At 45.9% G+C, this 25,055-nt stretch carries 28 protein-coding genes; 10 read left to right on the top strand and 18 right to left on the bottom strand.

From position 1 onward, the window contains the following. Nucleotides 1-28 precede the first annotated feature (28 nt). On the top strand, nt 29-370 hold the full coding sequence (locus IEY09_RS13680) for a DUF2956 domain-containing protein (RefSeq protein ID WP_011073471.1): 342 nt from the start codon (nt 29-31) through the stop codon (nt 368-370). On the opposite strand, the gene IEY09_RS13685 is transcribed toward IEY09_RS13680, so the two are convergent. The 3 genes from IEY09_RS13685 to IEY09_RS13695 all read right to left on the bottom strand — a co-directional run bounded on the left by IEY09_RS13685 (nt 367) and on the right by IEY09_RS13695 (nt 2,648). Further along, entirely contained in the window at nt 367-732 is a 366-nt protein-coding gene (locus IEY09_RS13685; protein WP_188871483.1) for a hypothetical protein, read from the bottom strand. The two genes, IEY09_RS13680 and IEY09_RS13685, sit on opposite strands and share 4 nt — an antisense overlap. A gap of 117 nt (nt 733-849) precedes the next feature. Further along, entirely contained in the window at nt 850-2,319 is a 1,470-nt protein-coding gene (locus tag IEY09_RS13690) for an NAD(P)/FAD-dependent oxidoreductase (RefSeq protein ID WP_188871485.1), read from the bottom strand. Further along, the gene (locus IEY09_RS13695; RefSeq protein ID WP_088586035.1) at nt 2,316-2,648 is read right to left on the bottom strand and encodes a winged helix-turn-helix domain-containing protein; all 333 of its coding nucleotides are present in this window, start codon (nt 2,646-2,648) and stop codon (nt 2,316-2,318) included. Before IEY09_RS13695 ends, IEY09_RS13690 begins: the two co-directional genes overlap by 4 nt. 198 nt (nt 2,649-2,846) lie before the next feature. Here IEY09_RS13695 and IEY09_RS13700 point away from each other — a divergent pair, with 198 nt between their 5' ends. After that, nucleotides 2,847-3,398: a DUF924 family protein gene (locus tag IEY09_RS13700; RefSeq protein ID WP_037431586.1), complete on the top strand. Its 552-nt coding sequence runs from the start codon at nt 2,847-2,849 to the stop codon at nt 3,396-3,398. A 166-nt stretch (nt 3,399-3,564) separates the two neighbouring features. Beyond that, nucleotides 3,565-4,386 (top strand): substrate-binding periplasmic protein, encoded by an 822-nt coding sequence (locus IEY09_RS13705; protein ID WP_229777932.1) that lies wholly within the window; start codon nt 3,565-3,567, stop codon nt 4,384-4,386. A 5-nt stretch (nt 4,387-4,391) separates the two neighbouring features. Here the strand turns inward: IEY09_RS13705 and IEY09_RS13710 are convergent, their stop codons facing one another. The 3 genes from IEY09_RS13710 to IEY09_RS13720 form a co-directional block, all read right to left on the bottom strand. Continuing rightward, nucleotides 4,392-4,829 (bottom strand): universal stress protein, encoded by a 438-nt coding sequence (locus IEY09_RS13710; RefSeq protein ID WP_088586037.1) that lies wholly within the window; start codon nt 4,827-4,829, stop codon nt 4,392-4,394. A gap of 172 nt (nt 4,830-5,001) precedes the next feature. Next, entirely contained in the window at nt 5,002-5,433 is a 432-nt protein-coding gene (locus tag IEY09_RS13715; RefSeq protein ID WP_047538365.1) for a universal stress protein, read from the bottom strand. A gap of 19 nt (nt 5,434-5,452) precedes the next feature. Then, a complete protein-coding gene (locus IEY09_RS13720) occupies nt 5,453-5,851 on the bottom strand; it encodes a SpoIIAA family protein (protein WP_037421553.1) in 399 nt (132 codons plus the stop codon). Nucleotides 5,852-6,046: 195 nt separating this feature from the next. Here IEY09_RS13720 and IEY09_RS13725 point away from each other — a divergent pair, with 195 nt between their 5' ends. Both IEY09_RS13725 and IEY09_RS13730 read left to right on the top strand, forming a co-directional pair. After that, complete coding sequence (locus tag IEY09_RS13725) at nt 6,047-7,471, top strand: coniferyl aldehyde dehydrogenase (RefSeq protein ID WP_188871487.1); 1,425 nt, start codon at nt 6,047-6,049, stop codon at nt 7,469-7,471. A 22-nt stretch (nt 7,472-7,493) separates the two neighbouring features. Further along, nucleotides 7,494-8,102: a TetR/AcrR family transcriptional regulator gene (locus IEY09_RS13730; protein ID WP_188871489.1), complete on the top strand. Its 609-nt coding sequence runs from the start codon at nt 7,494-7,496 to the stop codon at nt 8,100-8,102. Nucleotides 8,103-8,190: 88 nt separating this feature from the next. On the opposite strand, the gene IEY09_RS13735 is transcribed toward IEY09_RS13730, so the two are convergent. The 10 genes from IEY09_RS13735 to IEY09_RS13780 form a co-directional block, all read right to left on the bottom strand. After that, nucleotides 8,191-8,997, bottom strand: a complete 807-nt coding sequence (locus IEY09_RS13735; protein ID WP_037421563.1) for a CsgG/HfaB family protein — start codon at nt 8,995-8,997, stop codon at nt 8,191-8,193. After that, complete coding sequence (locus IEY09_RS13740; RefSeq protein ID WP_037421565.1) at nt 8,997-9,392, bottom strand: curli assembly protein CsgF; 396 nt, start codon at nt 9,390-9,392, stop codon at nt 8,997-8,999. The genes IEY09_RS13735 and IEY09_RS13740 overlap by 1 nt, the downstream gene beginning before the upstream one ends. Before the next feature lie 10 nt (nt 9,393-9,402). Beyond that, nucleotides 9,403-9,813: a curli production assembly/transport protein CsgE gene (locus tag IEY09_RS13745; RefSeq protein WP_037421568.1), complete on the bottom strand. Its 411-nt coding sequence runs from the start codon at nt 9,811-9,813 to the stop codon at nt 9,403-9,405. A 252-nt stretch (nt 9,814-10,065) separates the two neighbouring features. Then, complete coding sequence (locus IEY09_RS13750) at nt 10,066-11,721, bottom strand: sensor histidine kinase (RefSeq protein WP_188871491.1); 1,656 nt, start codon at nt 11,719-11,721, stop codon at nt 10,066-10,068. A gap of 40 nt (nt 11,722-11,761) precedes the next feature. Beyond that, entirely contained in the window at nt 11,762-13,198 is a 1,437-nt protein-coding gene (locus IEY09_RS13755; RefSeq protein WP_188871493.1) for a sigma-54-dependent transcriptional regulator, read from the bottom strand. A 97-nt stretch (nt 13,199-13,295) separates the two neighbouring features. Continuing rightward, complete coding sequence (locus IEY09_RS13760; RefSeq protein ID WP_037421576.1) at nt 13,296-14,495, bottom strand: ABC transporter permease; 1,200 nt, start codon at nt 14,493-14,495, stop codon at nt 13,296-13,298. An 11-nt stretch (nt 14,496-14,506) separates the two neighbouring features. Beyond that, nucleotides 14,507-15,811 (bottom strand): ABC transporter permease, encoded by a 1,305-nt coding sequence (locus IEY09_RS13765; protein WP_188871495.1) that lies wholly within the window; start codon nt 15,809-15,811, stop codon nt 14,507-14,509. A gap of 8 nt (nt 15,812-15,819) precedes the next feature. Further along, nucleotides 15,820-16,560, bottom strand: coding sequence for an ABC transporter ATP-binding protein (locus IEY09_RS13770; RefSeq protein WP_055647008.1), 741 nt, complete (start codon nt 16,558-16,560; stop codon nt 15,820-15,822). Nucleotides 16,561-16,668: 108 nt separating this feature from the next. Then, nucleotides 16,669-16,944 carry a hypothetical protein gene (locus tag IEY09_RS13775; protein WP_037428407.1) on the bottom strand — a complete coding sequence of 92 codons (276 nt, stop codon included), beginning with the start codon at nt 16,942-16,944 and terminating at the stop codon, nt 16,669-16,671. Nucleotides 16,945-17,038: 94 nt separating this feature from the next. Further along, on the bottom strand, nt 17,039-18,301 hold the full coding sequence (locus tag IEY09_RS13780; protein ID WP_037428408.1) for an efflux RND transporter periplasmic adaptor subunit: 1,263 nt from the start codon (nt 18,299-18,301) through the stop codon (nt 17,039-17,041). Between the two features lie 389 nt (nt 18,302-18,690). Between IEY09_RS13780 and pyrC the strand changes: the two genes are divergently transcribed. The 5 genes from pyrC (at nt 18,691) to IEY09_RS13805 (ending at nt 22,821) form a co-directional block, all read left to right on the top strand. Then, nucleotides 18,691-19,722, top strand: a complete 1,032-nt coding sequence (pyrC, locus tag IEY09_RS13785; protein WP_037421589.1) for a dihydroorotase — start codon at nt 18,691-18,693, stop codon at nt 19,720-19,722. Between the two features lie 130 nt (nt 19,723-19,852). Continuing rightward, nucleotides 19,853-20,899 (top strand): hypothetical protein, encoded by a 1,047-nt coding sequence (locus IEY09_RS13790; RefSeq protein WP_188871497.1) that lies wholly within the window; start codon nt 19,853-19,855, stop codon nt 20,897-20,899. Nucleotides 20,900-21,030: 131 nt separating this feature from the next. Continuing rightward, nucleotides 21,031-21,393, top strand: coding sequence for a nuclear transport factor 2 family protein (locus tag IEY09_RS13795; RefSeq protein ID WP_037421594.1), 363 nt, complete (start codon nt 21,031-21,033; stop codon nt 21,391-21,393). A gap of 195 nt (nt 21,394-21,588) precedes the next feature. Continuing rightward, nucleotides 21,589-22,035 carry a hypothetical protein gene (locus IEY09_RS13800; RefSeq protein ID WP_037421597.1) on the top strand — a complete coding sequence of 149 codons (447 nt, stop codon included), beginning with the start codon at nt 21,589-21,591 and terminating at the stop codon, nt 22,033-22,035. A gap of 492 nt (nt 22,036-22,527) precedes the next feature. Next, nucleotides 22,528-22,821 carry a DUF3144 domain-containing protein gene (locus IEY09_RS13805; protein WP_037428416.1) on the top strand — a complete coding sequence of 98 codons (294 nt, stop codon included), beginning with the start codon at nt 22,528-22,530 and terminating at the stop codon, nt 22,819-22,821. Between the two features lie 217 nt (nt 22,822-23,038). On the opposite strand, the gene IEY09_RS13810 is transcribed toward IEY09_RS13805, so the two are convergent. Both IEY09_RS13810 and IEY09_RS13815 read right to left on the bottom strand, forming a co-directional pair. Next, nucleotides 23,039-23,377 (bottom strand): hypothetical protein, encoded by a 339-nt coding sequence (locus IEY09_RS13810; RefSeq protein ID WP_037428446.1) that lies wholly within the window; start codon nt 23,375-23,377, stop codon nt 23,039-23,041. 220 nt (nt 23,378-23,597) lie between these two features. Then, on the bottom strand, nt 23,598-24,740 hold the full coding sequence (locus IEY09_RS13815; protein WP_229777927.1) for a glucosaminidase domain-containing protein: 1,143 nt from the start codon (nt 24,738-24,740) through the stop codon (nt 23,598-23,600). Nucleotides 24,741-25,055 lie beyond the last annotated feature (315 nt).

The raw sequence follows: 25,055 nt of genomic DNA on the forward strand, positions 1-25,055 counted from the left end.
TAGACACCTAAAGTCACAGTGTGAACAGATGAAAACCACTATCTCAACCGAAACCCAGCAAGATGCCTTAGCCATGGCGAAGGCCACTCAAAAACCAGGACAAACCAAAGAACAAACTAAACTGATTGCCCAGGGGATTGAAAAGGGCATTGCCGAATATAAAAAACTGCAAAAAGCTAAAGCTCGCGAGCGGGATAAACAGAGAAAGCAACAGTTAAGGGCAAAAAACCAACAAGTAAGCGCGGCTGGCGAGATGGATGATGGCGAAGATTTTTCGCTGCCACAGACTCAATTTACTCCCATTGCTTGGGCTGCCATCGCCCTGTTAGTCCTTAGCTGGCTGGGTTTTGGGGCATATATCTTCCTTTAACGGGGGAGATTCGCGCGTATCGTATCAAAGTAGCCAGTTAGTTCCTGTGGTAGAAACTCTTGTATTGTTAGTGCCTTAGCGTCGATATTGCCAGCCCTTAGCTGGACTCGCCCCGTATCGGGCAAAAAGGCCAACTCAAGCCAGTTGGCTCTATCGGGGTAGCCATCGAGAGTTAGGCAAAGCGCGTTATCCCGCTCAATAGCAGACTGACAATCCCAGCATTGGCCGATAAGATCGAGCAGCACTTGCCCGCTTTTCATATCGGTTAATCTGGGCGCGTACACCCAATGGGACATGCGCATTTCGTGGGGAATCGTCTCAAGCTTAACGCGGCCCTGTAGGAAAAACTGTTCGGTTAACATATTCGGATCATCAAAGTAGTTATCGTGTATGAATAGATCGTGTATGAATAAAAATGACTCGGTAATGGCCTGATTAACTCTCTGGTTTACTGATTAACCCTCTGGTTTATAAGTAGATTAACTCATTAAGCCTTCTAATCGATTCGCAAGCCGCTTGGCTAAGCCTTTTTGCCAAGCTGCACTCTTTGGACGGCTGTAAAGCCTATCTTCCCATGCAAAAATCTTGTTCATGCCATGATAAGCGAGCCACGGCAAAGGTTCAGGTTCCCAAGGCGTTAATACTTGCTGAACCGGGGCATTAAACGCCCAAGGCATAGTGGTAAGCGGCGTATCACGCGCTAAGATCAAGTCCACCAGCGTGCGGGCAAAAAGATTGGCAGCCCCAACACCTTCGCCGCCGTAACCACCAATAAGCCCCAATCCTACATTTTTATCGTAAATAGCGTGGGGCGCAAACTGCCGTGCTAAGGCTAAGGTACCGCCCCAACCATGAGTAATTTGCACATCCGCCAATTGCGGAAATAACGCCAACAATAGCTGATAGCGAAAACCAAATTCCCCTTTAAAAGCCGATTGAGGATGGCTAGCGGGAGATTGAGTATTAAAGCACTCCGGATTAAATCCAAATTCAGTCCGCACTTTAGCGCCAAATCCGTAGCCGCCACGGGCGCCAAATATCAAACGGTTATCAGGACTTCGCTGACCATAGGTAACGATGCGGCTAGCATCACTAAAGGTCGCGCGATTAGCTAAACCAATGTCCTGCCACATTTCATTCGTTAACGGCTCAGTGGCGATCAGTAAACTCTGAACTGGTAAGGTAAATCGACCCAATTCACCCAATTGGCGAAGATAGCCTTCAACGGCGGGCACCAAAATCGCCGCACGAACATTTCCTTGTGGCGTCTGTAATTGGGTTTGCGCATCACCGAGATACGCCATGTGATTTACTGGGGTATGCTCGTAGATCTTCACCCCTAAACTTTGCACCAGATCAGCCAAACCACAGACGAGTTTCGCCGGATGTATTCGCGCACAATGGGGCGTAAAAAGCGCCGCTTGGCCGTAGGCCATGGAGACTTGTTTATCGAGTTCAGTTTTATCTAGCCAACGAATATCTTCTTCACCAAAGCCATCTGCGCGCCACTGTGCTAATTCGGCTTGAATATTAGCTAATTGCTCAGGATAACGGGCGGCCACCCGTAAATTGCCGCCATGGTGTAAATCACAGTCGATATGATGCTTGGCGCAAACTGCGGCAACTTCAGCAATAGTTTGTTGGATCAAGGCTTTTGCTATTAAGCGCGACTCACCTTGAAGCTTATTAAGATAGGCTACATCGCCACTAAAACCGCCCATCAACCAACCGCCATTTCGCCCCGAAGCGCCTTGGCCAATGGTGTCAGCCTCAAGAATCACCACGGATAAATTGGGCTGGTATTGCTTAAGATAATAGGCCGTCCATAGTCCTGAATAGCCCGCGCCAATAATGGCGATGTCTGCGGCAATATCATGTTGTAGCGCAGGTAAAATAGTTCTTTGACTTAATTTAACTTCGGTATCAAACCAAAATCCGCGTTCTTTCACGCCACGGATTCACTTAATGGACTGATACCGATAATTGAGGCAATTTCCTCGAAATGTGTATCAACCCACGCACTGCTAATTGGCCCCCAGGTCAAAATGCGATAATAACCTGCATTGTTTCGACTGCCATCTTGCACAAATTCGACGCGAATACCGATATCTTCAAACGCGGCGATAGCATCCTGCAACGTTCGCCTCGGCATTCCAGTCAACTTATTGAGTGATAACAAGTTATGCCGATCATCGTCCATTAAATGCGCTAAATATAGCTTACGTAAAAACGCCTTATGTTGTTTCGATATTGACTGAGTAGCAGATTCGAGGGGCATAAAAAATCAATCCAAATATTGACCAAGTGAATATAAAACTACTTGATATTCAGTGAATAAGAAATAGCCTCCATTCAAATTATTCGAGCAAATTGACCCGTTTGACATCTGTTCCCACAGATACATTTTCGCATTTGCTTGTATAAGCTCTCCATCACTGTTATTTGTAAAAAAGATTAATCAATGGGAGAGCCAACGATGGGCCAAATGATGACCGCACAGCAAGTGCTACATTTCTGGTTTGAGGAAATCTCACCTCAATCTTGGTGGATAAAAGACCCAACATTCGATGCACAAATCCAATCTCGCTTTGAAGACCTATTAAAACAAGCCAAGCGCGGTGAGCTTGCGCATTGGCGCGTGACACCTCAAGGTCGTTTAGCCGAAATCATCGTACTGGATCAATTCTCGCGAAATATCTATCGCGACACGCCAGCAGCGTTTGAGGCCGACACCATTGCGCTGGTCCTTGCCCAAGAGGCTGTTGCACTCCAAATTGATAAGGAGCTTTCTCCCAAACAAGTACCCTTTTTGTTTATGCCTTTTATGCATAGCGAATCCCCTGCCATCCATCAAGTTGCTGTAAAATTGTTCAATCGAGAGGCTGCAATCGCTAATCTCGAATTTGAACTAAAACACAAGGCTATTATCGACAGATTCGGTCGTTATCCTCATAGAAACAAAATATTAGCTAGAGAGTCGACAGCAGAAGAAATCGCTTTTTTACGCCAGCCGGACTCGTCATTTTGAATATAAACAAGCTTTATTCAGATAAAAATAACTGTGGCTGTAGATTAACAAACTACACTTACAATGATATGTCAGGGGACAACTCTGGGCATCATGAGATGGCCAATGGTGTGAAAGGTAACAGTGCGTAATGAAACAAACTAACCATATTTCCTGCGTCTCTAGAATGACCTGTATTCGCTACCCATTGCTAGCAGTAATTGCATTATTGTATCCCCAATTAATCCAAGCGGCGGAACTGAAAATTGGCGTGAGCCTCTCCATTCCTCCCTATGTCATCCAAGAATCTGATAGCGGCCTAGAACTCGATTTGCTGTATCAAGCACTTGCAGTCAAAGGGCATACCGCCAATATTGAATATTTGCCTTTAGCACGCACTTTCCATGAACTTAGGGAGGGCAAACTTGACGGCATAATCAACGTAAAAGAAGGCATGATCGAAAACGTTTTCTACTCTAATGTGGCGATTCGTTATCAAAATTGCGCAATCAGCCTAGAGAAAAATAACTTTTCGATTAATAGTATTAAAGACTTAACGGATAAAAAAGTCGTTTCCTTTCAACGTGCAGCAAGCTTCTTAGGTGATGAATTTACTCAAATGACTAAAGCTAATCCTAGTTACCAAGAACAAGCTCGGCAAATACAGCAGGTTTACATGCTGATGAAACACAGGGCTGATGTAGTGGTTATGGATAAGAACATTTTCACTTACTATCTTAGACAGGCATTTATTGAGGGAAAACTCACCGAAGTAGAGAGTAAACAGGTGGCGGTATGTCATCGCATTTTTCCACCGACTGAGTATAAATTTGCGTTTTTAAGCGAGCAAATCCGTGACGACTTTAACCTTGGATTAAAACAAATTACCGAAGATGGGACACTGATCGCCTTACAAGAAAAATATCGGCAACTCATGTCCCTAGAGAATGAAGCTGAAGCCTCAAATACCATTGTGGAACAATCAAAACTTAAGCAAGATCCTTTATAAGTTAACTACTTAACTACTAATACTGGGCATTTCGCCAATCTAACAACATCTTGACTCACATGGTGCTTTAAAAAATCCACTAAGCCGCTGCTGCCATGGCTTGCAATCACAATCATACCCGCATCGGCTGACTCAGCTAAAATCTCTTCGCTCGCATCACCATGACGAACAATACATTTAATCTTTAGTCCAGCCGCTAATCCCTGCTGCATTTGCAGCTGTAGACTCTGCATTTTTGTCTCCACAAACTCGGCTAACTGTTGCTCAAGTGTCGCGGGAGTATCTACCGCAATACCATAACAATGGGCACTTCTTGCAGGGCTGACGACATGCAGCAAACGGATATCTACGTGATATAGATTAGCCATTTCAACCGCATAATTAAGCGCATGGGCGGCAGTTGCCGAAAAATCCGTAGGGCATAACACTTCTTGAGTACGCATAATTTTATCCATCACTTAGGTTGTTGTGCCCAATATTAGGGCAAATGGCATTGCTTATAATCTGTATTTTATCGCAGTAAATCGGGACAAGCAGCTAGGCCGTAAAATTAATTATGCTTTAGCAATCAAAAACAAAGGGCGCCTTAGCGCCCTGTAATCTACCCAATACAGACTATTTCACGACCAATACAGGGCATGCCGCGCCATTGGCAACAGCTTCGGCAACATTCGTATGTAAAAAGTGCGAAATTCCGGTTCGTCCATGGCTAGCAATAACCACCATACCCACATCCTTACCATTCGCCTCCTCGAGGATTTGATCGACGGGGTCGCCGCGGCGGATAAGGGTGGTAATCGGTAATTCGGTCTTGAGTCCCTCGAGTAACGCCTGCATTTTAGTTGCTGCGGCCTCCTCCATGCTTTTAGCGAGCTCCTCAGGGGTAATCGCTAAAATCATAAAGTTTTCATCACCAATAGGTTGCTCAACAACGTGTAAAATCTTTAGCCCTACATGGTATAGATTTGCCATTTCAATAGCATAACGTAGCGCATGGGCCGCAGTTTCCGAAAAATCTGTGGGCCAGAGTATTTGACCTGAACGCATAATCTGTTCTCCTTAATGGCTAGTCATCGTGAAGCTCATCTTTGAGCCAAGTAATGGCATCCAGTTTGTCGACAAAAAACTTAACCTCGGCCGGAGTAAACCAGTTTGCCAGCTTTGCCATCACTTCCTGTAGAGTCGTTTTACCGACAATAGCAATCCGTTCAAAGTGGCGAACATGCTTAACCCCTAGTTTTAGATCATCCCAAGCGGCTTGAAGTTCCCAACCTTCAAGCTCAGTCACATCGACTAAGGCATAAATATCGGGATCTTTCACCCCAGCTAACGCGGCTTCGAGCACGGGTACCATCACCTCATAATCTTGATGAGTTAAGGTACCAATAGCTTTAAAGGCAACAAAAAAGTCATCATCACCATAACGCTCGATCCCAACTGAAATTCCATGCTTTAACAAAGTCATACATACTCCTTGTCTAACAAATGTCCTGTTAAGTGTAAAAGCTAAGTCTCTATCAGGCCGTGATCTTGCTCATAAATGCATCAGTATGCTTGCGCAAAATCACGCTAACCGCTAGGATAAACCGACTAATCAGTCGGTTTGTGTATTGAACAACAAACGGCTTTATTTTTTAAGACTTGCACTCAAGGGATCACGATGAACATGGCAACAGACCCAGCAACAATCTCGCCGTTAACCGAGTTACTCCAACGTCAGCGTGCAAGTTACTTAGCCGCGCCCAACCCTGATTACGCCATCCGCAAAGAGCGTCTAATGCGTCTAAAGGCTGCCTTACTCAGTTATCAGCAGCCGCTAGTCGAGGCGTTATCACAGGACTATGGCCATCGTTCGGTCGACGACAGTCTGATTTCCGACATTATGCCTGTGGTCAATAACATCAATTACAGCTTGAAAAACCTCAAAAAATGGCTCAAGCCAAGCCGCCGCCATGCGGGCATCTTACTCGCCCCCGCCCAAGTCAAAGTGCATTATCAGCCACTAGGCGTTATTGGGATAATCGTGCCTTGGAACTTCCCCGTCATGCTCTCCATTGGGCCATTAGTCACGGCGATTGCTGCGGGCAACCATGCCATGCTCAAACTTTCGGAATTTACTCCAGCAACCAACAGCGTTATCAAACAATTGCTCGCCGAAGTATTTGATGAATCCCATGTTGCCGTTGTAGAAGGTGAAGCTGATGTCGCGGCGCAGTTTTCAGCACTGCCCTTCGATCATCTCCTATTTACTGGTTCAACCACGGTTGGCCGCCATGTGATGCGCGCCGCGGCCAATAATCTCACCCCCGTTACCCTTGAACTCGGAGGTAAATCGCCAGTAATTATCGCCCCCGATATACCACTAGAGATAGCGGTAGAACGAATGATTTATGGTAAGTGTTTGAATGCTGGACAAATCTGTGTAGCGCCTGATTATGTGCTTTGCCCTAACGCTAAAGTGAGCGATTTTATTCAAGCCTATCAAGCAAAATTCCAAGCCATGTACGGCGCAATTGCCCAAAATAAGGACTACGGCAGCATTATTAATGCCCGCCAATTTGATCGTTTATTGGCTGTACTTGAGGATGCCAAAACCAAAGGTGCCAAGATTATCTCTGCCTCAAATGAAGCAATAGACAGCCAGAATCGTAAACTCGCCACTCAGCTGATTACTAATACCACTGAAGATATGCTATTGATGCAAGAGGAAATCTTTGGGCCGCTATTACCCGTTATCGGTTACGACTCTTTAGATGAAGCCATTAGCTACGTAAACCGTCGTGCCAGACCCTTAGCACTCTATGTGATGAGTTTTGATGAAGCGAGCCAACAAAAAATCCTCAAGCAAACTCACTCTGGCGGTGTTTGTATCAATGAAACGGTATTCCACGTAGCAGCCGATGATGCGCCCTTTGGCGGCATAGGCCCATCAGGTATGGGGCATTACCATGGTAAAGAAGGATTCCTCACCTTTAGCCACGCCAAAACCGTGCTGAGCCGTGGTAGCTTCAACACGGGTAAGTTTGTCCATCCTCCCTATGGCACTTTTATCCAACGTATGTTGATGAAGCTGTTTTTACGCTAATACGGGCCGCTTAGGAGTGGTTATGTCGAGCTTATTACCAACAGATACAGATACTAAGCCAATGACAGATAAACGTCAGGCGATACTCGATACCGCCTTATCGTTATTTGTCAGCCAAGGCTTTCATGCCACCTCGACCGCTTCAATTGCCAAGCAGGCTGGCGTAGCGACAGGCACACTGTTTCATCATTTCCCAACCAAAGAAATGTTGATGGAAAGCTTGTTTCTCACGATTAAACAAGAGTTTGCTAATGCATTATTGTTAAATATCAAAGAAGGGAGCGATCTTAAAGAGCATGCAGAAATCCTCTGGCAGAGCGCGATTGACTGGTCGATTGATAATCCAATCAAGCAATTATTTTTTCAGCAATATTCAATGTCACCTATGATTGCGGCTTCTATCCGCGAACAAGCAATGAATAGCATCTTAGGGTTTATCGCCCAGTTGATAAAAAAAGGGCAGCTAATGGGATTAATTGCCCACTATCCCATTGAATTAATGCTTGAAAATTGCCACGGACAATACTTAGCAGCCACGCGATTTTTTATCGATAACCCCGAATTGGGCAGAGATAAACATTATCGTGATGCCAGCTTTGCGCTGTTTTGGAAGGCGTTACGGGCCGACTAAACCTAAAAGCAATCGAGCCAGACTTATATCTGGCTCGATTGTGGCGATGTTTAACTGAATGAACAGATATTTAATACGATTAGTATAATCAGCTTTGGCTTAATTCAGGTTGTTTTTCTATAGGTTGCGACAACTGCGAAGCACTCCAATAACCTTGTTTTACACCCTTTTCGATAAGCTCAGCGACTGCTAACTCAATGGCTTGTAGTACACAAAACTGCACTGGTTCATTGGTGGTAAAACCGACTTCGGCTTCGGCCAAACGATTCAAACTGGTATAACGGAACAGGCCTGCACGCATTTCCTGCGAAAGTACCCTTTTACTCGTAGATACAGACATCATCACTTTGCCCGTGTGTACATCGACAGCGCGCAGATAGATAGTCACTAAATCCTCACGGTACATTTCCGAGGCGCCGATACCATAATACTCAACCCCTGTACCGCCTGTACTGGTGTTGGTCTCGTAACTGATAATGCCACCTTCTAATAGCAATCTCGCCGTCGATAACACGGGGATATCATCGCCCTTTGAGCCGTTTTGCTTATTACTGATCTTGCGCTCGGTTAATAAATTTTGCAGGCCTTCACGCTCAACGGGCGTAAACCATTTAGAGTCAATCAAGGTTTGCATCAGCATCGATGTTGCCCCTTGAGTGACCGCAGTTGAAAATGAGCTGACGTTAGCTTGAGGTTTATATTGCCCGGTTTGGTCTCGGAATGAATATACCGCAACTGGGATCGGAAATTTTGGCCCAGGCTGACTCTGTAGCTCCTTCATCACCTCACTCATTGGATTAACTTGAGCAGGAGTAATATTTAAGTCAGGCTTGGGGATCAAGCTACAGGCGGACATACTCAGCAGCATAGAAGCGATAAAGATGGAACGTGCCATTAGTTTCCGCCTCCAAAAGTTGGCATTTCAATCACCGTCACTTCGCCGGTTTCGATGTTAGTGATGGTTAACATCACTCCGGTGCCAGTAGAGGCGACTTCGATACGAAAATCGCCAGTATCGTACACCCCATCTTTGATCTCACCATCAGCAACGCCGCGAGTGATGGAGTTAATGATGTTACGTTCCAATGACTCCTTAAAACGGGTAACAAAGTCCTTCTCGGTCGAGCTGGCTTTATTATCGTTTTGAGCCTGCGCTTTATTGAGTAAAAAGGAGCCATTCGCAGGATTGCCCCCAAAGCTTGGGTTGACGGGGGTATAGATTAATTCGGTTGCTTGGCTGGTGTGAGCTATGCAAAACACAGCAAGAGAAAGTAACGTCCTGAATGTCATTATTGTTATCCTACAAATCGTCCGATGTTCCTGAAAAATCACCCGTAATCGCATTAGCCCTGACTTGAGCTAAGTAATCAATCGTCAACAAAATAGCCTGCTCTGCGCTCTCCTTAATCGGGTTCGCCCGACGACCAAAGTGCGTGGTATAAATACGAGTTCCATTCACTTCTAAGGTTAAAACGGTTCCGGCCTGCGGAAACACCGTCTCATACAAGGTCACGTTAAACCCTTGAGTAAACGGCAATTCGCGCCAATAACTTGAATAGTAAAACCCAAAATCCTTACCAAAACGCGTTAAGGTTCTATCTATCACAAGCCCACTGATTTCAATATCATCATCGGCTAACGCGCCAGGAGCGCTTATAAACAAGAATGGACACAAAATACTGAACAACAACCGCTGAATTAACGATTTCACAGGTCCCTCCTTACCTACAATGCTCAAAACTTCAGATACAGCGACAGCGTAAAATGCACACTTTGCCATGTTGTGCATGTAACATTTCACGCTTATTTTTATTAAAGGAAGGTTAACAGGATTAAAGATCGCTAGTCATTAGACTGAGACCTAAATTAGCCCAAAAAGCTAAGGTAAAAACCGCAAAATAGCCCATTTGGGTAATACGTTAGAATGAGCAATGAAAACTCTTGATACACTCTCAAACGCAGATTATTGCGGTAACCAGAGTTGTACTGACAGCCCGCCATCGGTGCGATTATGCATACTAATGCTGCCTTCATGGGCCTCAATGATTTCGCGGCAAAGTGGTAAGCCTAAGCCCGTGCCCGATTGCTTGGTTGAGTAAAAGGGCAATAGGGCTTGCTCTAACACTTCCTCGGACATGCCACTACCACGATCCTCGATCTTGATAATAAAGCCTGTGCCATCAACCAGCGTTTGAAAGCGAATGGTAAGCGTGACCTCATCGGGATTAGAACCTGATTCATGGGCATTTTTCAGCAGGTTTAGCAGAACTTGCTCCATTTGTCCTTGATCGAAATAGCCCATTTCAGCGGGTAATTCATTGGCTAAGGTAAAAGGATAATGCTGGGTTAAATGTTCGATAAGCTGCTGCCACGCGACTTGACGTCGCTGCGGTAAAGGCAGTTTAGCAAAGCGAGCATAGTTGAAAATAAACTGACTCAGGTGATTCGTGCGACTCTCTATAGTGTCGAATATCAGCTTAAGCTTTGGATTATCGAGATCTTTCGTGAGTAAACGCCCCGAGTTCACCATTGAAGCAATGGGCGCGACAGAATTATTTAGCTCATGGCTGATAATACGGATCACCTTCTTCCACACCGCCACTTCCTGACGATTAAGCTCTCGGGTCATCTGCTTAAGCAAGATTAAATTATGCTGTTGGTTATTCAGCAAAAATTGGCCGCGACTCAGATACCAAGTCTCAGTATCATCCTCACCCATAGTAAATAGGCCGCTCTTTTCCTGCTTAAGCGCCAAGGCAAGCGCTTCGGGTAAGTCTTGCAGCAACTCGTCGAGGCTCAAGCCTTCCATTTTGCCTTTAATATGGAAAAGATGCCGCGCCGCATCGTTGGCATACATGAGTTTTTGATGGTCGTTAAACAGCAGCATCACATTCGGAGAGCTTTGAATCACCTTATCCAATAGCAATTCGCGCTGGTAAATGTATTGCCGTTCTTGGCGCAGCTTAGCCGCCGAATCATTGAATAACTCAGCCAATGCTTTCAACTGCCCCTCACCATTTGCTGGAATGCTGACACTAAAGTCATTGTCATTAAAGTTGAGTAAACCAACCTCTAAGGCATTGAGGCTACGAGCTAAATGGCGGGTAAACCAAGCCACACCTAAGGCACAGATTCCGCAGGCAAACAGTAATATGAATAGCCATTCAGTGATTGGCGGTGTGGACATAGCCTCGTGTTCTAACTTCAACTTAGGTAGTGAGATAGATTCAGCGGGTGGCGCTATGGGGGGCACCTCAGGATGGACTGAAGGACTAAAAAGCCCCTCTTTAAGCTGCTCGAGTTTAAAAAGCTTAATTTGCAATTGTTCTTGCTTGAGCTGCTCTAACTTTTGCAGCTCATGCTTAATCTGCTCGGCCCTTAAACGCTCCTGCAATGGCAGAGTTTGTTGTAATTGCTCGTTATTTTTTATCGCCGCCTCGACAGTCTCTTGCAGCTTATCTATATCTAAGGGCGGTATAGTTATATCGGGGAGCTTGATCGGAGCTGGCACTTCAACTGACGAGATAGACGGGCGATAGCTTACAGCACCTAGGGTCAATAGCACTCCTAAGGCGCAACAAATGGTTGAATAGATGATTAATTTTGTTCGCAGTTGCACCTAAAACTCCACCTAATACTCAGTGTTTATCATGCTATGACTATTTTTCTAGACCAAACTTATCCATGCGGCGATACAGGGCTTGCCTACTTAGGCCAAGGGATTTAGCTACTCGTGCAATCACGCCCTTGTGCTGTCTTAAGGCCATTTCAATCTGCTCACGGCTAACATCCATAGCGTCGCTCGAATCCAGTTGAGCGGACACGTCTTGATTGGCAACTTTTATCTGTGATTCAATCGGGGCAACTTCGGTTATGGTTCGCCCAAACGTCATCGTATTTGTCGTGTGAGTGTTGTTAACATTGACTGGCGGTAAACCAAAATCAACTTCGGTTAACACTCGACTTTGCGCCAATAGCGCCGCACGTTTACAGGCATTTTCTAGCTCGCGCACATTACCTGGCCAACGATGCTGTAATAGCGCCTGTTGGGCGGGTTTACTCAAACTAAAACCCTCACCGACAAAATGTTTCACTAAGGGCAAAATATCGTCAATACGCTGATTCAGTGGCGGTAAGGCCAATTCAATCACATTTAAGCGGTAGAATAAGTCCTCACGGAAACGCCCCTCGGCAATATCTTGGGCAAGATCGGCATTGGTCGCACTGATCACCCTCACCTTCACCTTTAAGGTTTTATGGCTGCCTAAGCGCTCAAACTCCCCGGTTTGTAATACCCGCAGCAATTTCACTTGGCCCGAGAGCGGTAAATTGCCAATTTCATCTAAAAATAAGGTGCCACCATCGGCCGCTTCAAAACGACCAATGCGCGCCTTGTTAGCCCCCGTAAACGCCCCCGCCTCGGCACCAAAGAGTTCGGCTTCGAGCAACTCCATTGGCAAAGCCCCCACATTCACCTTAATAAAGGGTTTGTTTTTTAAGGGAGAATTGGCATGGATAATATCGGCAAGCTTATCTTTACCGGCACCGTTAGGCCCTGTGATCAATACAGATACATCGGAGCGTGCCAGTTGTAAGGCTAAGTCAATACAACGCTGCATCGAACCACTACCAAAAACAATCCCGCACAGATCCGCATCGGCAATCGCGACTTGGCGTTGTGAATTAACTCGCTCGAGCCGATGATTTGTACGTGCAAGCTTATAGAGAGCAATTAAATTCGTAATGCTGTTTAGTAACTTAGCATCATCCCACGGTTTGCCCATGTAATCAGCGGCGCCGGCTTTAACCAACTCAACAGCGGTTTCGAGCTGCGTCCAAGCCGTCATTAAAATGATCGGCAAATCCGGCTGCCTATCACGCAATGCATAAAACAACTGCCGCCCTTCTTCCCCAGAGGTGGTATCGCGGGTGAAGTTCATATCTTGGATAACAAGATCAATATCATGGGTCGCGATCAGACCAAGGGCATCATCTGGTGTATGGCAAGTTAACACCTGATAACCATTGATCTCCAGTATTAAGCCCAAGGCCTGGCAGATGGCGTGGTTATCGTCGACAATCAGAATTGTGTCCATGTGGCAAAGTATATCCCGAGTAAAACGATTAACCTTAAAGTAACAAAAAGTGCAATAACATCCTACTGTTATCGCACTTTATGCCGCTCAGCTTATGTTACACAGTACGCGTCGCTGTCGCCGGAGATATCTTGGCAGCCTTGCGTGCAGGTAAGTACACCGCAAGGGTGGTCACCACAAATAATCCAACAACGGTGAATAATGGATAGGAAAGCGCCAACATAGGTAAGCTATACAGGCTCATCAATTGCTGGCCTAACTGAATCGCTAACAGCACACCCAAAGTGCCACCTAACAGACATAGCAGATAGTTTTCCACTAAGAAGTAGCTGATAATATCGCGCTTTTTAGCACCTAACGCGCGGCGAGTGCCAATCTGCTTGGTGCGACGCTGGATATTGAACATCACCATCCCTGTCACCCCAAGGGATGTGATCAGCAGCAGTAACACCACCATCATGGTTAGTACGGTTGCCATTAATTCATGGTCACGATATGCCTCGATACGGCGCTCGCTCATGGTTGTAAAGCCTTCGACTACCCGGCTAGGATATTCTTTATGCAGGGCTTCGGGGATGACCTCTTTTAAGCGCTCAATATCAGCTGGCTTAGCTCTTACTAAATAACGTTTATAGTCAGCGGGATAATTCACCGACAACACAGAACTAAACTCAAGGTTACTATTATCAACCCATGCCGTTTGTAAGCGCTCCAGCACTCCAATCACCACAAAGTGCTGTGTGCCCATATATACGCTCTTGCCAAGCGCTGATTCATTCGGCCACACCTTATCGACAAAGGCTTTAGTGACGATCATCTTGCCCCCATCTTCCAGCAACTCTGTGGTGATTTCCTGGGGATAAAAATTACGTCCTTCAACTAACTTCAGCCCTAAGGAGTCGATAAAATGCTCATCACTCATATACATGCCGGTATTGGGCGTAGATTTAGCGCGCTCCTCAGGCCCTAGGGTAAAGTTACTCGACCAACCGCCGCCGCTCAGGGGAGCCATAGAGGTAGGTGCAACATCGATAACGCCAGGGATCGCACGAATGATCTCTAAATCTCGTTTATCCTGCGCGACTAAATCTGTCGATTTATCAAAATGATAAATACTGAAATCAAAGACTTCACTTTCAACAATCCCCGACTCACGCGCCATTAAATTTAATCGTTCGGCGATAATAAAGCTGGCATTTGCGACGATAGCCACAGACAAAATAATCTGTAATAACAGTAGCAAGGGGCCGCTTTTACTGCGTAATAAACTGCTGAGAATAGGTTTGATATGTAACATATTGCCCCCGATTATTGGCTCTTAAGATAAACACTTGGGTTAGTGGTACACACACGCCACGCAGGATAAATACCCGCCACAATCGCTGCAAAAATGGCAATAACAGGCGCAATGAGCCACATGCTGGCATCGAGATGAGTAATCGAAGCCTCAAGTTGAAACTTCTTTGTGAGCAACGCAAGTGAGCCCCAAGCCCAAGCCAAGCCGAGTAAGCCACCGAATAGTCCCATCAAAGACACTTCCACCATATGTTGGGCAAAGATCTGCCCTTGGCTGGCGCCGATGGCGCGGCGCACGCCAATTTCGGGAGCTCGGCGTAAAAACTTAGACAGCAACAGACCTAACATATTGACTAAGCAAACAATGAGGAAGAGTGCACTGAGGCCCACCAGCACCTTGTTATCCTCTGGCACCACTTTATTAATGACTAGCCATTGGTCAATATCGGACAATTGCACATCGGCCTTAGGTGAGCTAAAGCGACCTAATTTCTTTTGTTGTTCAATATATTGGCGAACCCACTGACGGTACTCAGCAACTTGTTCAGGCGTATCGAGTTGCACCCAAAATTGTGTCCAATGCTTTTCGGAGGTTAAACGCTGCGCGTAGTTGTTGATGCTCTCATAGTTCCAGCCATTGGTATTTCCCCAACTGCCATATTCCTCAATCGGCGCTAAGCTGTAGGGCACAAACAAGGTATCCACATTGCCAAAGGCGCCGTTGTTAAGGTCATAATAGTTTGGACTCGGCGCCCAAGGCTTAAGCACGCCAACCACCTGATAGGGCTTAGCATTGAAATAAATCGTCTTGCCGACACTATTTTGGCCCGCAAACAGCGTATTATTCAGCTCATCGGTGAGAACCACTTCGTAGCGAGCATCCTGATCGACGCTGTCATCCCATGCCTGACCGTATTGAAACTCAAGTCCAAACAGTGGGAAAAAGTCGTTATTGGTCACCCTAACCCGAGATTGCAGTACAGGTAAAAAAGCCGGATCTTCGGTTTGCACCGCGCCGCCCGTGCGAAACATGGGGGTTTGCAGGCTCGGAATATCACTCTTAAGTAAGTTCATCCCGTCTTGATAGGTGATCTGTTGATCGAAGCGATCCCAGGCATCTGGACCTTGGCTCCACAGTTGCACCGCAAACAATTGGCTGGACTTCTCCCCCGCAGGGTTAGTGGACATCATTTTGTAAATGTTAAGAGTGGTAATCGTGATGCCTATGCCGATGGAAATCGCCATGATCATCAATGCCGACAACATGGGCGTTTTTTTAATGCTACGCCAAGCTAAATCTAAGTAATAGAAGAACATAACCGCTCCTAGCCTTGGGCGTTAGCAACCAGTTTATCGACACTGCCGTGGCTTGCACTGCGGGCCACACTGGGTTGATACATGGTAAAGTCGCAGACTTGTCCATCGACAATTTGAATATTGCGCTGGGCACGGCGAGCCAGTTCAGGATCGTGGGTCACCATGATGATGGTGGTGCCAGATTGGTTAATATTCTCTAATAATTCCATCACTTGGCGGGCCATTAAGCTGTCGAGGTTACCCGTAGGTTCGTCGGCGAGCAGAAAACGGGGTTCCCCCGCTAAAGCACGGGCAATCGCTACCCTTTGCTGCTGACCGCCGGATAATTGAGTCGGCAAATGCTTCATCCGCGCACCTAAGCCCACTTGCTCTAATGCTTGCTCCACACGGCGTTTACGCTCCTTGGCACTAAAACCACGGTAGCGCAGCGGTACTTCAATGTTTTCCGCGAGGTTAAGATCGGGGATCAAGTTAAAGCCTTGGAAGATAAAGCCAATCTTCTCATTGCGTACGGCGGCACTCTTGTTATCACTGAGATTGGAGACATTAATCCCATCTAAAAAATAATCCCCATGGGTGAAGCCTTCGAGCAAGCCAGCGATATTTAAGAAGGTGGTTTTGCCTGAACCCGAAGGGCCTGTGACCGCCACAAACTCGCCCTCGTTTACCTCAAGGTTGAAATCCCGCAGTGCGTGGGTTTCTACTAAGTCCGTTTTAAAAACTTTACTGATATTCTTCATTGATAACATTTTAATTTCCTTAATTAATTTTTATCTTTGCGCGTAAACGGCTAATAAAACGCGCGGGACTTCAATGTAACTTGAGCATGTAGAAGACAAAGCAGATAAAGCCACTTATCAGCCCAGAAAAGCACCCATAATGAACTCACTCAACTTACCGAACAGCCCATTTAGGCAAGAGAATATCAAGCTCACACTTTCCATCGAGACATCACCAATCTGGCGCATTTCGTCTAAGGGATTGGTCCATTCCAAAATATTTAAGCCAAGGAAAAACCAACTATTAGCCTCTCCAATCCCCAGCTCTACCGCCACAACTAACAGGGCCAAAGCGAATACGCCAAACAGCTTGGAGGACATCAACACACTGATATCAACATTTTTATGACTCATTATTGGCTCCTATTTACTTATCGCCGCAGTATTTTCAACCACGGCAATTTCCAATCCATCAATTTGATTAATAAGTTTTTTCAACCAAATAACATCAATGCATCTTAACCTGTTCGGCATGGTTGAAGGGCTCAACACTCGAGATCACCCATTCGTCACCCGCTTTACCGCCTTCAATCACTTCCACCTGGCTCATACTGGTGCTACCCAGTTTAATCTGGCGGCGGGTAGCGATATCGCCTTCGACTTGATAAGCCTCCTCCCCGCCACCGCTGGTCATAAAGGCACCACGTTTGACCATCAACACATTTTCCCGATGTTCGAGTAGCACTCGGGCAGAGATACGTTGGTTTTGGCGCAGCTTAAGGCTTTCGCTCTGGGCAAATTGCACTCTGGCGGTCACTTCACGGTTACGCACTTCGGGAGAAATCGAGGATAACTTGCCCATGAGTTTGACTTCGCCAAAGCTCAGCTCAACCTCCATGCCAAGTCCAAGTTCATCGGCGTAAGACTCTGGCACCGCAAGCTCGGCCTCATAGGCACTTAAATCGACCACAGTTAGAATCGGTTGATTGGCACTCAAACGCGTTTTTTGCTCTGTCAGCCAGTTGCCAATAATGCCGCCAACCGGCGCTTTAATATTTAAGGCTTCAACTTGGCGCTCTAATTCACCTACCGCTAACTGCTGGCGTTCAACTTCAAGCGCTTTATTCTTTACTTCAAAGGTCAAGGTATCCTTAGTTAATGCAGCGTCTTGCAACGCATGCTCAAATTTAAGCTTGGCTTTATGCAGATCATCTTTGCCCTTTTCATAGTCAATCTGCCCAATCAGCTGACTTTGAATAAGCTGCTCACCACGGCGACGTTCACGCTCGGCCGCCTCGAGATCGACCTTGGCCATATCTAAGGTTTGGTTGACTTGTAATTGGTTGCGTCTAGCGTCCAGCTTGGCACGCTCAAGAGCACCCTCCAAACCCGCTAATAAGGATTTCGCCTGTTCTAATTGATTGGTCAGTCTTGGACTATCTAGCTTGGCTACCACATCGCCTTTATTAACTGTATCGCCAGGATTGCTCAGTAGCGTCACTGTCCCTTCTTCAGTGCTGTAGAGGATCGGTGCATTGGCCGCGACGATTTTACCTGTAGTCGCGATATCCCGAGTCAGCGTACCTACATATAAAGTCGCAGTGGTTAACTCACTACGGCTAATGGATTTGCTCACATTATCGCTACTGAAACTGGCCCACACTAAGGCGCTCACTAATAAGGTGCAGCCGCCAATAATCAAGGGCACTTTGAGACGTTTAGCGTTTGATGGCGCAAGGAGAGTATCTTGGCCGCTGGTATCTTTAATCATGGCGTTTCTCGCTTCCCTGTCGGAGGGCTGGATATGCCCATCGCTACGGACACTATTAAAAATCGATATCCAGTAATAGCAACGCCTATGCCAATTCCATTAAAGAATTTATTTTCATTGTGTTAGATAAGATTTAAGATAAAAGTGTCCGCGGACACCACAGTTGAAAACTAAAAGTGTCCGCCTAAATTTAGCAAAAGTGTCCGCTTGATATGAGAAAAGGCTGCTTGTAGGTGTACGGTACTCAGCAAAGAACAAGCCAGCAGTCGCTCAACATGCGCTAACACTTTTATTCGCCAAATGACAGAGTTTCCCTTTACAGCTAAAACCTTGCCACATAAGATCCTGCCACCCTCGCAGCAGACATATCCAATAAGATGAATCGCCCTATGAAAACACTCACTATTACGCGTCCTGACGACTGGCATATTCACCTAAGAGATGGCGCCCAATTAACAGATACGGTTCGCGATATCAGCCGCTATATGGGCCGCGCTATCGTCATGCCTAACCTGGTTCCTCCCGCTATCGATACCGAAACCGCCTTGGCTTATTACGATCGCATCAAGGCGCAAGTGCCCGCAGGCTCGCAATTCGAACCCTTAATGGTGTTGTATCTCACCGACAAAACCAGCCCAGAGGAAATCCGTAAAGCTAAAGCCTCGGGCAAAATCGTTGCAGCTAAGCTCTATCCCGCAGGCGCGACCACCAACTCGGATTCTGGCGTCACCGATTTGAAGAACATCTACCCAGCCCTCGAAGCGATGCAAGAAGTGGGCATGTTGTTCCTAGTGCATGGTGAAGTGACTGATTCATCGATTGATATTTTCGACCGTGAGCGCGTGTTTATTGAGAATATCCTCAGCAAGATCGTGGCCGATTTCCCGAAGCTTAAAATCGTTCTCGAGCATATCACCACTAAGGATGCGGTCGATTTTGTGACTCAAGCGTCTGACAACGTGGCCGCCACAATCACCGCGCACCATTTACTTTATAACCGCAACCATATGTTGGCTGGCGGTATTCGTCCGCACTTCTATTGCCTGCCGATTTTAAAGCGCAATACCCATCAGCAAGCACTGTTAGCGGCTGCGGCGAGTGGCAATAAGAAGTTCTTCCTCGGTACTGACTCGGCGCCACACGCAAAAGACCGTAAAGAAGCCGCCTGTGGCTGCGCGGGTTCTTATACTGCCCATGCCGCCATAGAGCTTTACGCCGAAGCCTTTGAATCGGTTAATGCACTGGATAAATTAGAAGCCTTTGCCAGCTTCAATGGCCCAGATTTTTACAATCTGCCCCGCAACAGCGATACCATCACCCTAGTGAAAAAATCTTGGGATGTGCCCGTCAGTTACCCACTTGGCGACAACAACGTTGTGCCAATTCGCGCTGGCGAACAAATCGATTGGCAGGTTGAATAACAGGCCTTTTGATGCGATAAACGGTGAGCCTACCGTTTATCGAGCTCGAAACCGTTAAGAGTCGCCTTAGGGCGACTTTTTTATAACCAACACGTAAAACCATAACCTATTATCTTTTAAGAGAAAAAGTATGCATACACGGAAGTTACTAACGCTATTGTCCTCAAGCCTATTAATTACCACTACACTGCCACTCAGCACGTTTGCCGCCGATGAACTCACAGGCGTTTGGCAGGGACAACTGGGTAAAAGCAAGATAAGAGTCTGCTTTAACCAATATGGCACCGGCAGTTATTACTATCAAAAATACCTCACCCAAATTCGACTCGAACAGCAAGACGGCATCTGGAAAGAAGAGAACAACACCGGAAACTGGCAGTTTGATACCGTAACACCACAAACACTGAGTGGCCAGTGGTTTAAAGACAGCGCCAGCAAGTCACTGCCAATACAACTTGAGCGGCAAATAAGCCCAGATAACAATGATGATTGCAGCGCCGATGCCTACAATCTGCCGCTTGAAACTAAGCCTTCGGTGAGCCGTGGAAAATGGCAACGCTTTCAGACTATTGAATGCCGTCCGCTGACCTTTGGCACTGATGTTGGTATCGAATTTAACGGCCCACAAAAAGGCATTTCGGCAATTAATCACTGGCTTGAGAGAAAGCTCACCGATGATGCGCAGCTGGCACAAACCTTTGAGACTCGCCGCAGAATGTTGGCTCAAATGGGCAGCTTTGTGACTGACGAAACCTTTGCAGAACCCATTTTCCTTAATCAGCATTGGCTTAGTGTGCGCTTGTATCGCTGGGCAGCGGGTTATGGTGCCAATGGGATCAGCCAAGAGTTTGTTAGCTTCTCGCTTGCAGATGGAAAACCTTTCCATCCTTGGCAATGGTTTATCGAGAATGAACAGCCTCAAGCCATGCCGGAGAGTATGAGTTATCCGTTACCACAAGCACTTAAGCAAAAGCTGTTTGCCGATATTCCGCCAAACGCAGAATGCCCCACCTCCGACGGCTCTGGCTATTATCAACTGACTCTTGAGGCAACTGGAATGAAGTTTTGGGAAATGCCCCGTGGTGACGGCTGCGAGCAGGAGTTTACCTTAACCCCTCAAGAAGCCATGCCCTTTGCCACTCAATGGGGTAAAACACAACTTAAACTATTGGAATAAATTACGTATTACAAAACTACGGTATTGGGAAAGTAGGCTGTAATGGTGATAAATATGATGACACCAAACGCGCTTTCCCATCCAACACAGCAACGCATTTCAAACTTACCCGTTTCAGTAAGGGATCATCCTTGAGCAATTTAACCGTAAACAGCGTGACACCCGAAGCCTTAGTGCAAGCCCAGTTAGTTGCCTATAACCAACACGACCTTGCAAGCTTTGTGGCACTCTTTAGCGACAACGTTTGTATTTACCGTCCACCCGCCACAGAGCCCGTTATTCGGGGTAAAGCCGCATTTCGCGATTTCTATCAAAATGAACGCTTTAACTTGCCGCATTTACATGCCGAAATCCTCAATCGTATGGTTGTTGGCAATAAGGTCGTGGATCACGAACGGATCAGCGGCATACACGACGAACCTTTTGAAGTGATGGTGGTATTTGAGGTAATCGATGGGCTAATCCAAAATATGTGGAGTTTTGCGACTAACTGATGGGTTATCGGGCTTTATTTGATGCAAGATTGAACCGCTATATTCACTCCGCATCTTCCGAGTAAAGCATTGCCTGAACAGCATCGTATCTCAATACGTCAACATGCCCGAGTAGAAAATGGCTAAAGACCCACTACACTTAACCATCTAAATTCGCCATAAACAAGGCACACTTCAATAGCAACGAGGGAACACATGAACGCTAAAATCATCTTCACAGCCAGTATTGCACTATTACTATCCGCAAATTGCCACGCCATTAACGATGAGTATCGCAAGTTACTTGAGCGTTCAGGCTGTACCCAAGTGTCTGAAATGCAAGGGTGCGATATCCACAAAACCAAAGAAGAAAATGCCAAAGCAATGGCTTCTCCCAAAGCCGCTGCTGACGCCATCATTCCCAATGCCCAACAATGGATAGCAACAGCCAGCTCAGGAGCAACGGTTGCAAATATTCAAATCGATGATAAACATCAGGTTTGGGTTAACGGTAAACACGTAAAATCCAGTCAAAGTGGTGGAGCCATCAAATTCAAAGACGGTATGGTGGAATTCACCATTTATCCCGATGCCAGCTCGAATAAAGAGAGTATGTGGATTGATAACGATGCAGGATCAAAAGGCCCGATTACGGCCAAGTAACGCCTAGTAACAACCTACACTTGCCATCCCGCAAAAATAGGGGCTTACGCTTACAGCAGATAAAGTTCGCTAGCATACGCGATGAGCCCTTTAATACTATGGTCGTTTTGAAAGTATCGAATGGGCTCATTCAAGCGAGACTGCCTTTACAGCCAACAGAAGACATTTCATATCCCTGAACCTCAAAACGCCCTTTACAGCATGAATCAATCACGGGCTTCTAACATTGGCCTATGATGCTTACACAGGCCCGTTAACCCTATTAGGATTAACTTTACTAGAATGGTTAACCTACCAATGTTTATCAGAAAAGTGTTACACCTATCCCAGATTTACTTTCGACAACTCATTTTAACGTGAAATCAACGGATTCTGTGAGATGGATGACTGTCCCTTGGCCGCAAAATGCCTTAGGGTTAGTAGCAATTGCCAAAAGGGTAAAGCCAAGCGCCCTTTTTCTTTAACCATTTTGCCTAACAACAGGAATTGCTGATGTCTGATAACCAAAATGCCTTTTACGCCCGCGCCACTGAGTTGATTAAGCTCGCTAACCAGCAAAACCAAAACACTGAAATCCAAACCGGTGAAGTCAGTGCTTCATTTATGTGGGCCCTCGCCCGCTACAACGCTTGGTTTGGCTCCACCAGCTTTGAAAACAAAGAGCAAATGCAGGCCAAAAAACAAGAAATGATGGACTACTACATGGAGCGTTATAAAGAAATGCTCGACGCCAATCTCGAGGACTATATCGAAAACTTCGACCACTACCGCGCAACGCAAAAGTAATCGTTTACGCAACGCCCGATAGCCTAAGGTTATCAGGGCGTCTGATTTTTAGCTTAAGTGGTGATGACTCTCATTCCTCAACACTTAGCTACATCGTTATCCAATATTGATTAATTCTCGTCACGACAAGCCAGTATTTGCGACCGAATGTCTGCCTTAAGCACTAACATCTTGCTGTCAGTTGAATACTTAACAGAAATATTAACATAGGCTCTTTTTAGCTACTCATGTTGGTTTTAATCCATAAATAAGCAACATAGATAACCACCGTAGTATATCCAGCCGATATCACTAGATTACATTTCCAAAGAGTTAACCAAAAAGATCCTCTGAAATAAGTACGCTTTCTGACCTCATGATTAAACAATGCAATTGAAGAAAATATCAACATCAGTGCGGAGCATCCCAGCATAGGTAACAACAGAAACATAATACCCAAACCTGCCGCTCCTAAAGATGCGTTAGATGTTTCATTACCAATGGGGGCGAGCATCATAAAGCCCAAAGCTATCCCTGCTATTGTAAGTATCAATCCCAAAAGTTGGAGTGTTCTCATCATCGTCCTTAAGATTAAATCCGCACATACTAGGGCGTATTGACGTTTCGAGATTAGAAGGACTATGTATGCAAAGAACGCCAACAACATCCTATCTACGCTCTCTTTAACAATCCCTAATTTATATCGTCGTCTCTACGATTGTTAAATCTACAAAATGGCTCTTGTAACAGTGTGTAAGCGGAGCAACTAAACCCAATCTCATTTTAAACATGAATTATTAGTGGGTTCTTGTGAGCAAATGCAACGGCATATCATCATCTAAATAGGCCTCATCTGCCAGATAGAGCTTATTAGTACGGATCATCTTCTGGATCATCTCAACATAGGCGTAGCCGCGCTCTGAATATCGATCCAAGGTACCAGCAAGTGCAACACCCGTAATTGTTTGATTGGCTTGCCTTGATTCGGCACGAAGCTGACGCATTTTGTGGTAAGCACTATGGGTATTTAAATTCAATAAGTATCCTTCAACGGAGGCTAAGGGAGTCTCAAATCGCGCCAGCCCGTACTGCCCCATCCCCTGGCGCTTTTGCTTAGGCTCCATACCATTACCATTAAAATCCCACTGACCAAACAAGGCATTCCCCTCAAGTGTAAAGCGCGATGTCCCCCAACCACTTTCCTTTGCCGCCTGGGCCAATACTAGAGATGGAGGCAAAATATCTACCCGTTCAAGCAGGGCTTGCCTGTGGGACGGTGATAACGACAGTATTGGATTACTGATAACTTTGTACTTAATCGCTAAAGCGACCAAACCAGTGTCGTTGAGGGGCGCAGAGATTACCTGTTGCCGTTCTTGTAACACTTTTTCATTCGCTAATAATACTAAGGGGGTCATCAATCTAAAAAACACCATCTTCTTTTGCTTCACAGGCAATTGCTCTGATACCGACCGCCATCCTTTACCTACGGCATCAAAGGTTAATCTCGGAACCGATTTATTCCCCCCGTGGAAATTTTCAGCAGTGTAATTAAGGGATTCAAAAAAGAGCATCAGTTCATCAATTGAATTAATACTCACAGTGACAGGTTTAAGCTCCGCAGGCTGCAAAGATTGCGGCTCACCAGCCAATTGAAATCCAACACCATTCCCCCAGTGAGAACCGACTATTCCTTGAGTATTCGCTTGCATATGTGAAGGCTGAATTAAAGAAGATAATCCCATAATAGCCGGCATTGTTGCCTGACAATTTGCCAAGGGGTAGCAAACAGCATCAGAGTGGGTAGCTAATCCACTGGTTAATATCTTATTAATTTTCAGATTGTTGCTGCCAAAGTCGGTTGCCGCCAGTTGAGGCGACAATATAGACAATACCATCGACATGAGCATTGCTAAGGGCAATTTACACTTTAGCAACATGAAATCTCTCTGGAGTAAATCAATCGCAATCCGACTAGCCAAAATACAAGGGGGGAAAGGTAACAAGAAAAACCTGACAATTTGCTTAATAGATAGGCAATTTATCTAGGGCGTGTTGATGTGTAGAGATTAAATTTTGTTCGTTCTAGCAAGCCCATGCGAGCAAAGCGAGGAATAAGGCTAGGCCATGTTGACGTTTGGAGTGTGCAAACGCACTTGAGTGGCACTTATAAACAATGGGATGAGTTTAAACCTAACTAACCTCAGGGTTTTACCAACCACGACCAAGGACAGAAACTCAAAGAGGGGCAAATA

The organism is Shewanella xiamenensis (assembly GCF_014647135.1).
GTDB classification, from domain to species: Bacteria; Pseudomonadota; Gammaproteobacteria; order Enterobacterales; family Shewanellaceae; genus Shewanella; species Shewanella xiamenensis.

Bases quoted from the DNA above. Each gene is read 5' to 3' on its own strand.
- IEY09_RS13680 (WP_011073471.1), top strand. From the start codon at position 29: ATGAAAACCACTATCTCAACCGAAACCCAGCAAGATGCCTTAGCCATG.
- IEY09_RS13685 (WP_188871483.1), bottom strand. From the start codon at position 732: ATGTTAACCGAACAGTTTTTCCTACAGGGCCGCGTTAAGCTTGAGACG.
- IEY09_RS13695 (WP_088586035.1), bottom strand. From the start codon at position 2,648: ATGCCCCTCGAATCTGCTACTCAGTCAATATCGAAACAACATAAGGCG.
- IEY09_RS13700 (WP_037431586.1), top strand. From the start codon at position 2,847: ATGGGCCAAATGATGACCGCACAGCAAGTGCTACATTTCTGGTTTGAG.
- IEY09_RS13705 (WP_229777932.1), top strand. From the start codon at position 3,565: ATGACCTGTATTCGCTACCCATTGCTAGCAGTAATTGCATTATTGTAT.
- IEY09_RS13710 (WP_088586037.1), bottom strand. From the start codon at position 4,829: ATGCGTACTCAAGAAGTGTTATGCCCTACGGATTTTTCGGCAACTGCC.
- IEY09_RS13715 (WP_047538365.1), bottom strand. From the start codon at position 5,433: ATGCGTTCAGGTCAAATACTCTGGCCCACAGATTTTTCGGAAACTGCG.
- IEY09_RS13720 (WP_037421553.1), bottom strand. From the start codon at position 5,851: ATGACTTTGTTAAAGCATGGAATTTCAGTTGGGATCGAGCGTTATGGT.
- IEY09_RS13725 (WP_188871487.1), top strand. From the start codon at position 6,047: ATGAACATGGCAACAGACCCAGCAACAATCTCGCCGTTAACCGAGTTA.
- IEY09_RS13730 (WP_188871489.1), top strand. From the start codon at position 7,494: ATGTCGAGCTTATTACCAACAGATACAGATACTAAGCCAATGACAGAT.
- IEY09_RS13735 (WP_037421563.1), bottom strand. From the start codon at position 8,997: ATGGCACGTTCCATCTTTATCGCTTCTATGCTGCTGAGTATGTCCGCC.
- IEY09_RS13740 (WP_037421565.1), bottom strand. From the start codon at position 9,392: ATGACATTCAGGACGTTACTTTCTCTTGCTGTGTTTTGCATAGCTCAC.
- IEY09_RS13755 (WP_188871493.1), bottom strand. From the start codon at position 13,198: ATGGACACAATTCTGATTGTCGACGATAACCACGCCATCTGCCAGGCC.
- IEY09_RS13760 (WP_037421576.1), bottom strand. From the start codon at position 14,495: ATGTTACATATCAAACCTATTCTCAGCAGTTTATTACGCAGTAAAAGC.
- IEY09_RS13765 (WP_188871495.1), bottom strand. From the start codon at position 15,811: ATGTTCTTCTATTACTTAGATTTAGCTTGGCGTAGCATTAAAAAAACG.
- IEY09_RS13770 (WP_055647008.1), bottom strand. From the start codon at position 16,560: ATGTTATCAATGAAGAATATCAGTAAAGTTTTTAAAACGGACTTAGTA.
- IEY09_RS13775 (WP_037428407.1), bottom strand. From the start codon at position 16,944: ATGAGTCATAAAAATGTTGATATCAGTGTGTTGATGTCCTCCAAGCTG.
- IEY09_RS13780 (WP_037428408.1), bottom strand. From the start codon at position 18,301: ATGATTAAAGATACCAGCGGCCAAGATACTCTCCTTGCGCCATCAAAC.
- pyrC (WP_037421589.1), top strand. From the start codon at position 18,691: ATGAAAACACTCACTATTACGCGTCCTGACGACTGGCATATTCACCTA.
- IEY09_RS13790 (WP_188871497.1), top strand. From the start codon at position 19,853: ATGCATACACGGAAGTTACTAACGCTATTGTCCTCAAGCCTATTAATT.
- IEY09_RS13800 (WP_037421597.1), top strand. From the start codon at position 21,589: ATGAACGCTAAAATCATCTTCACAGCCAGTATTGCACTATTACTATCC.
- IEY09_RS13805 (WP_037428416.1), top strand. From the start codon at position 22,528: ATGTCTGATAACCAAAATGCCTTTTACGCCCGCGCCACTGAGTTGATT.
- IEY09_RS13810 (WP_037428446.1), bottom strand. From the start codon at position 23,377: ATGAGAACACTCCAACTTTTGGGATTGATACTTACAATAGCAGGGATA.
- IEY09_RS13815 (WP_229777927.1), bottom strand. From the start codon at position 24,740: ATGTTGCTAAAGTGTAAATTGCCCTTAGCAATGCTCATGTCGATGGTA.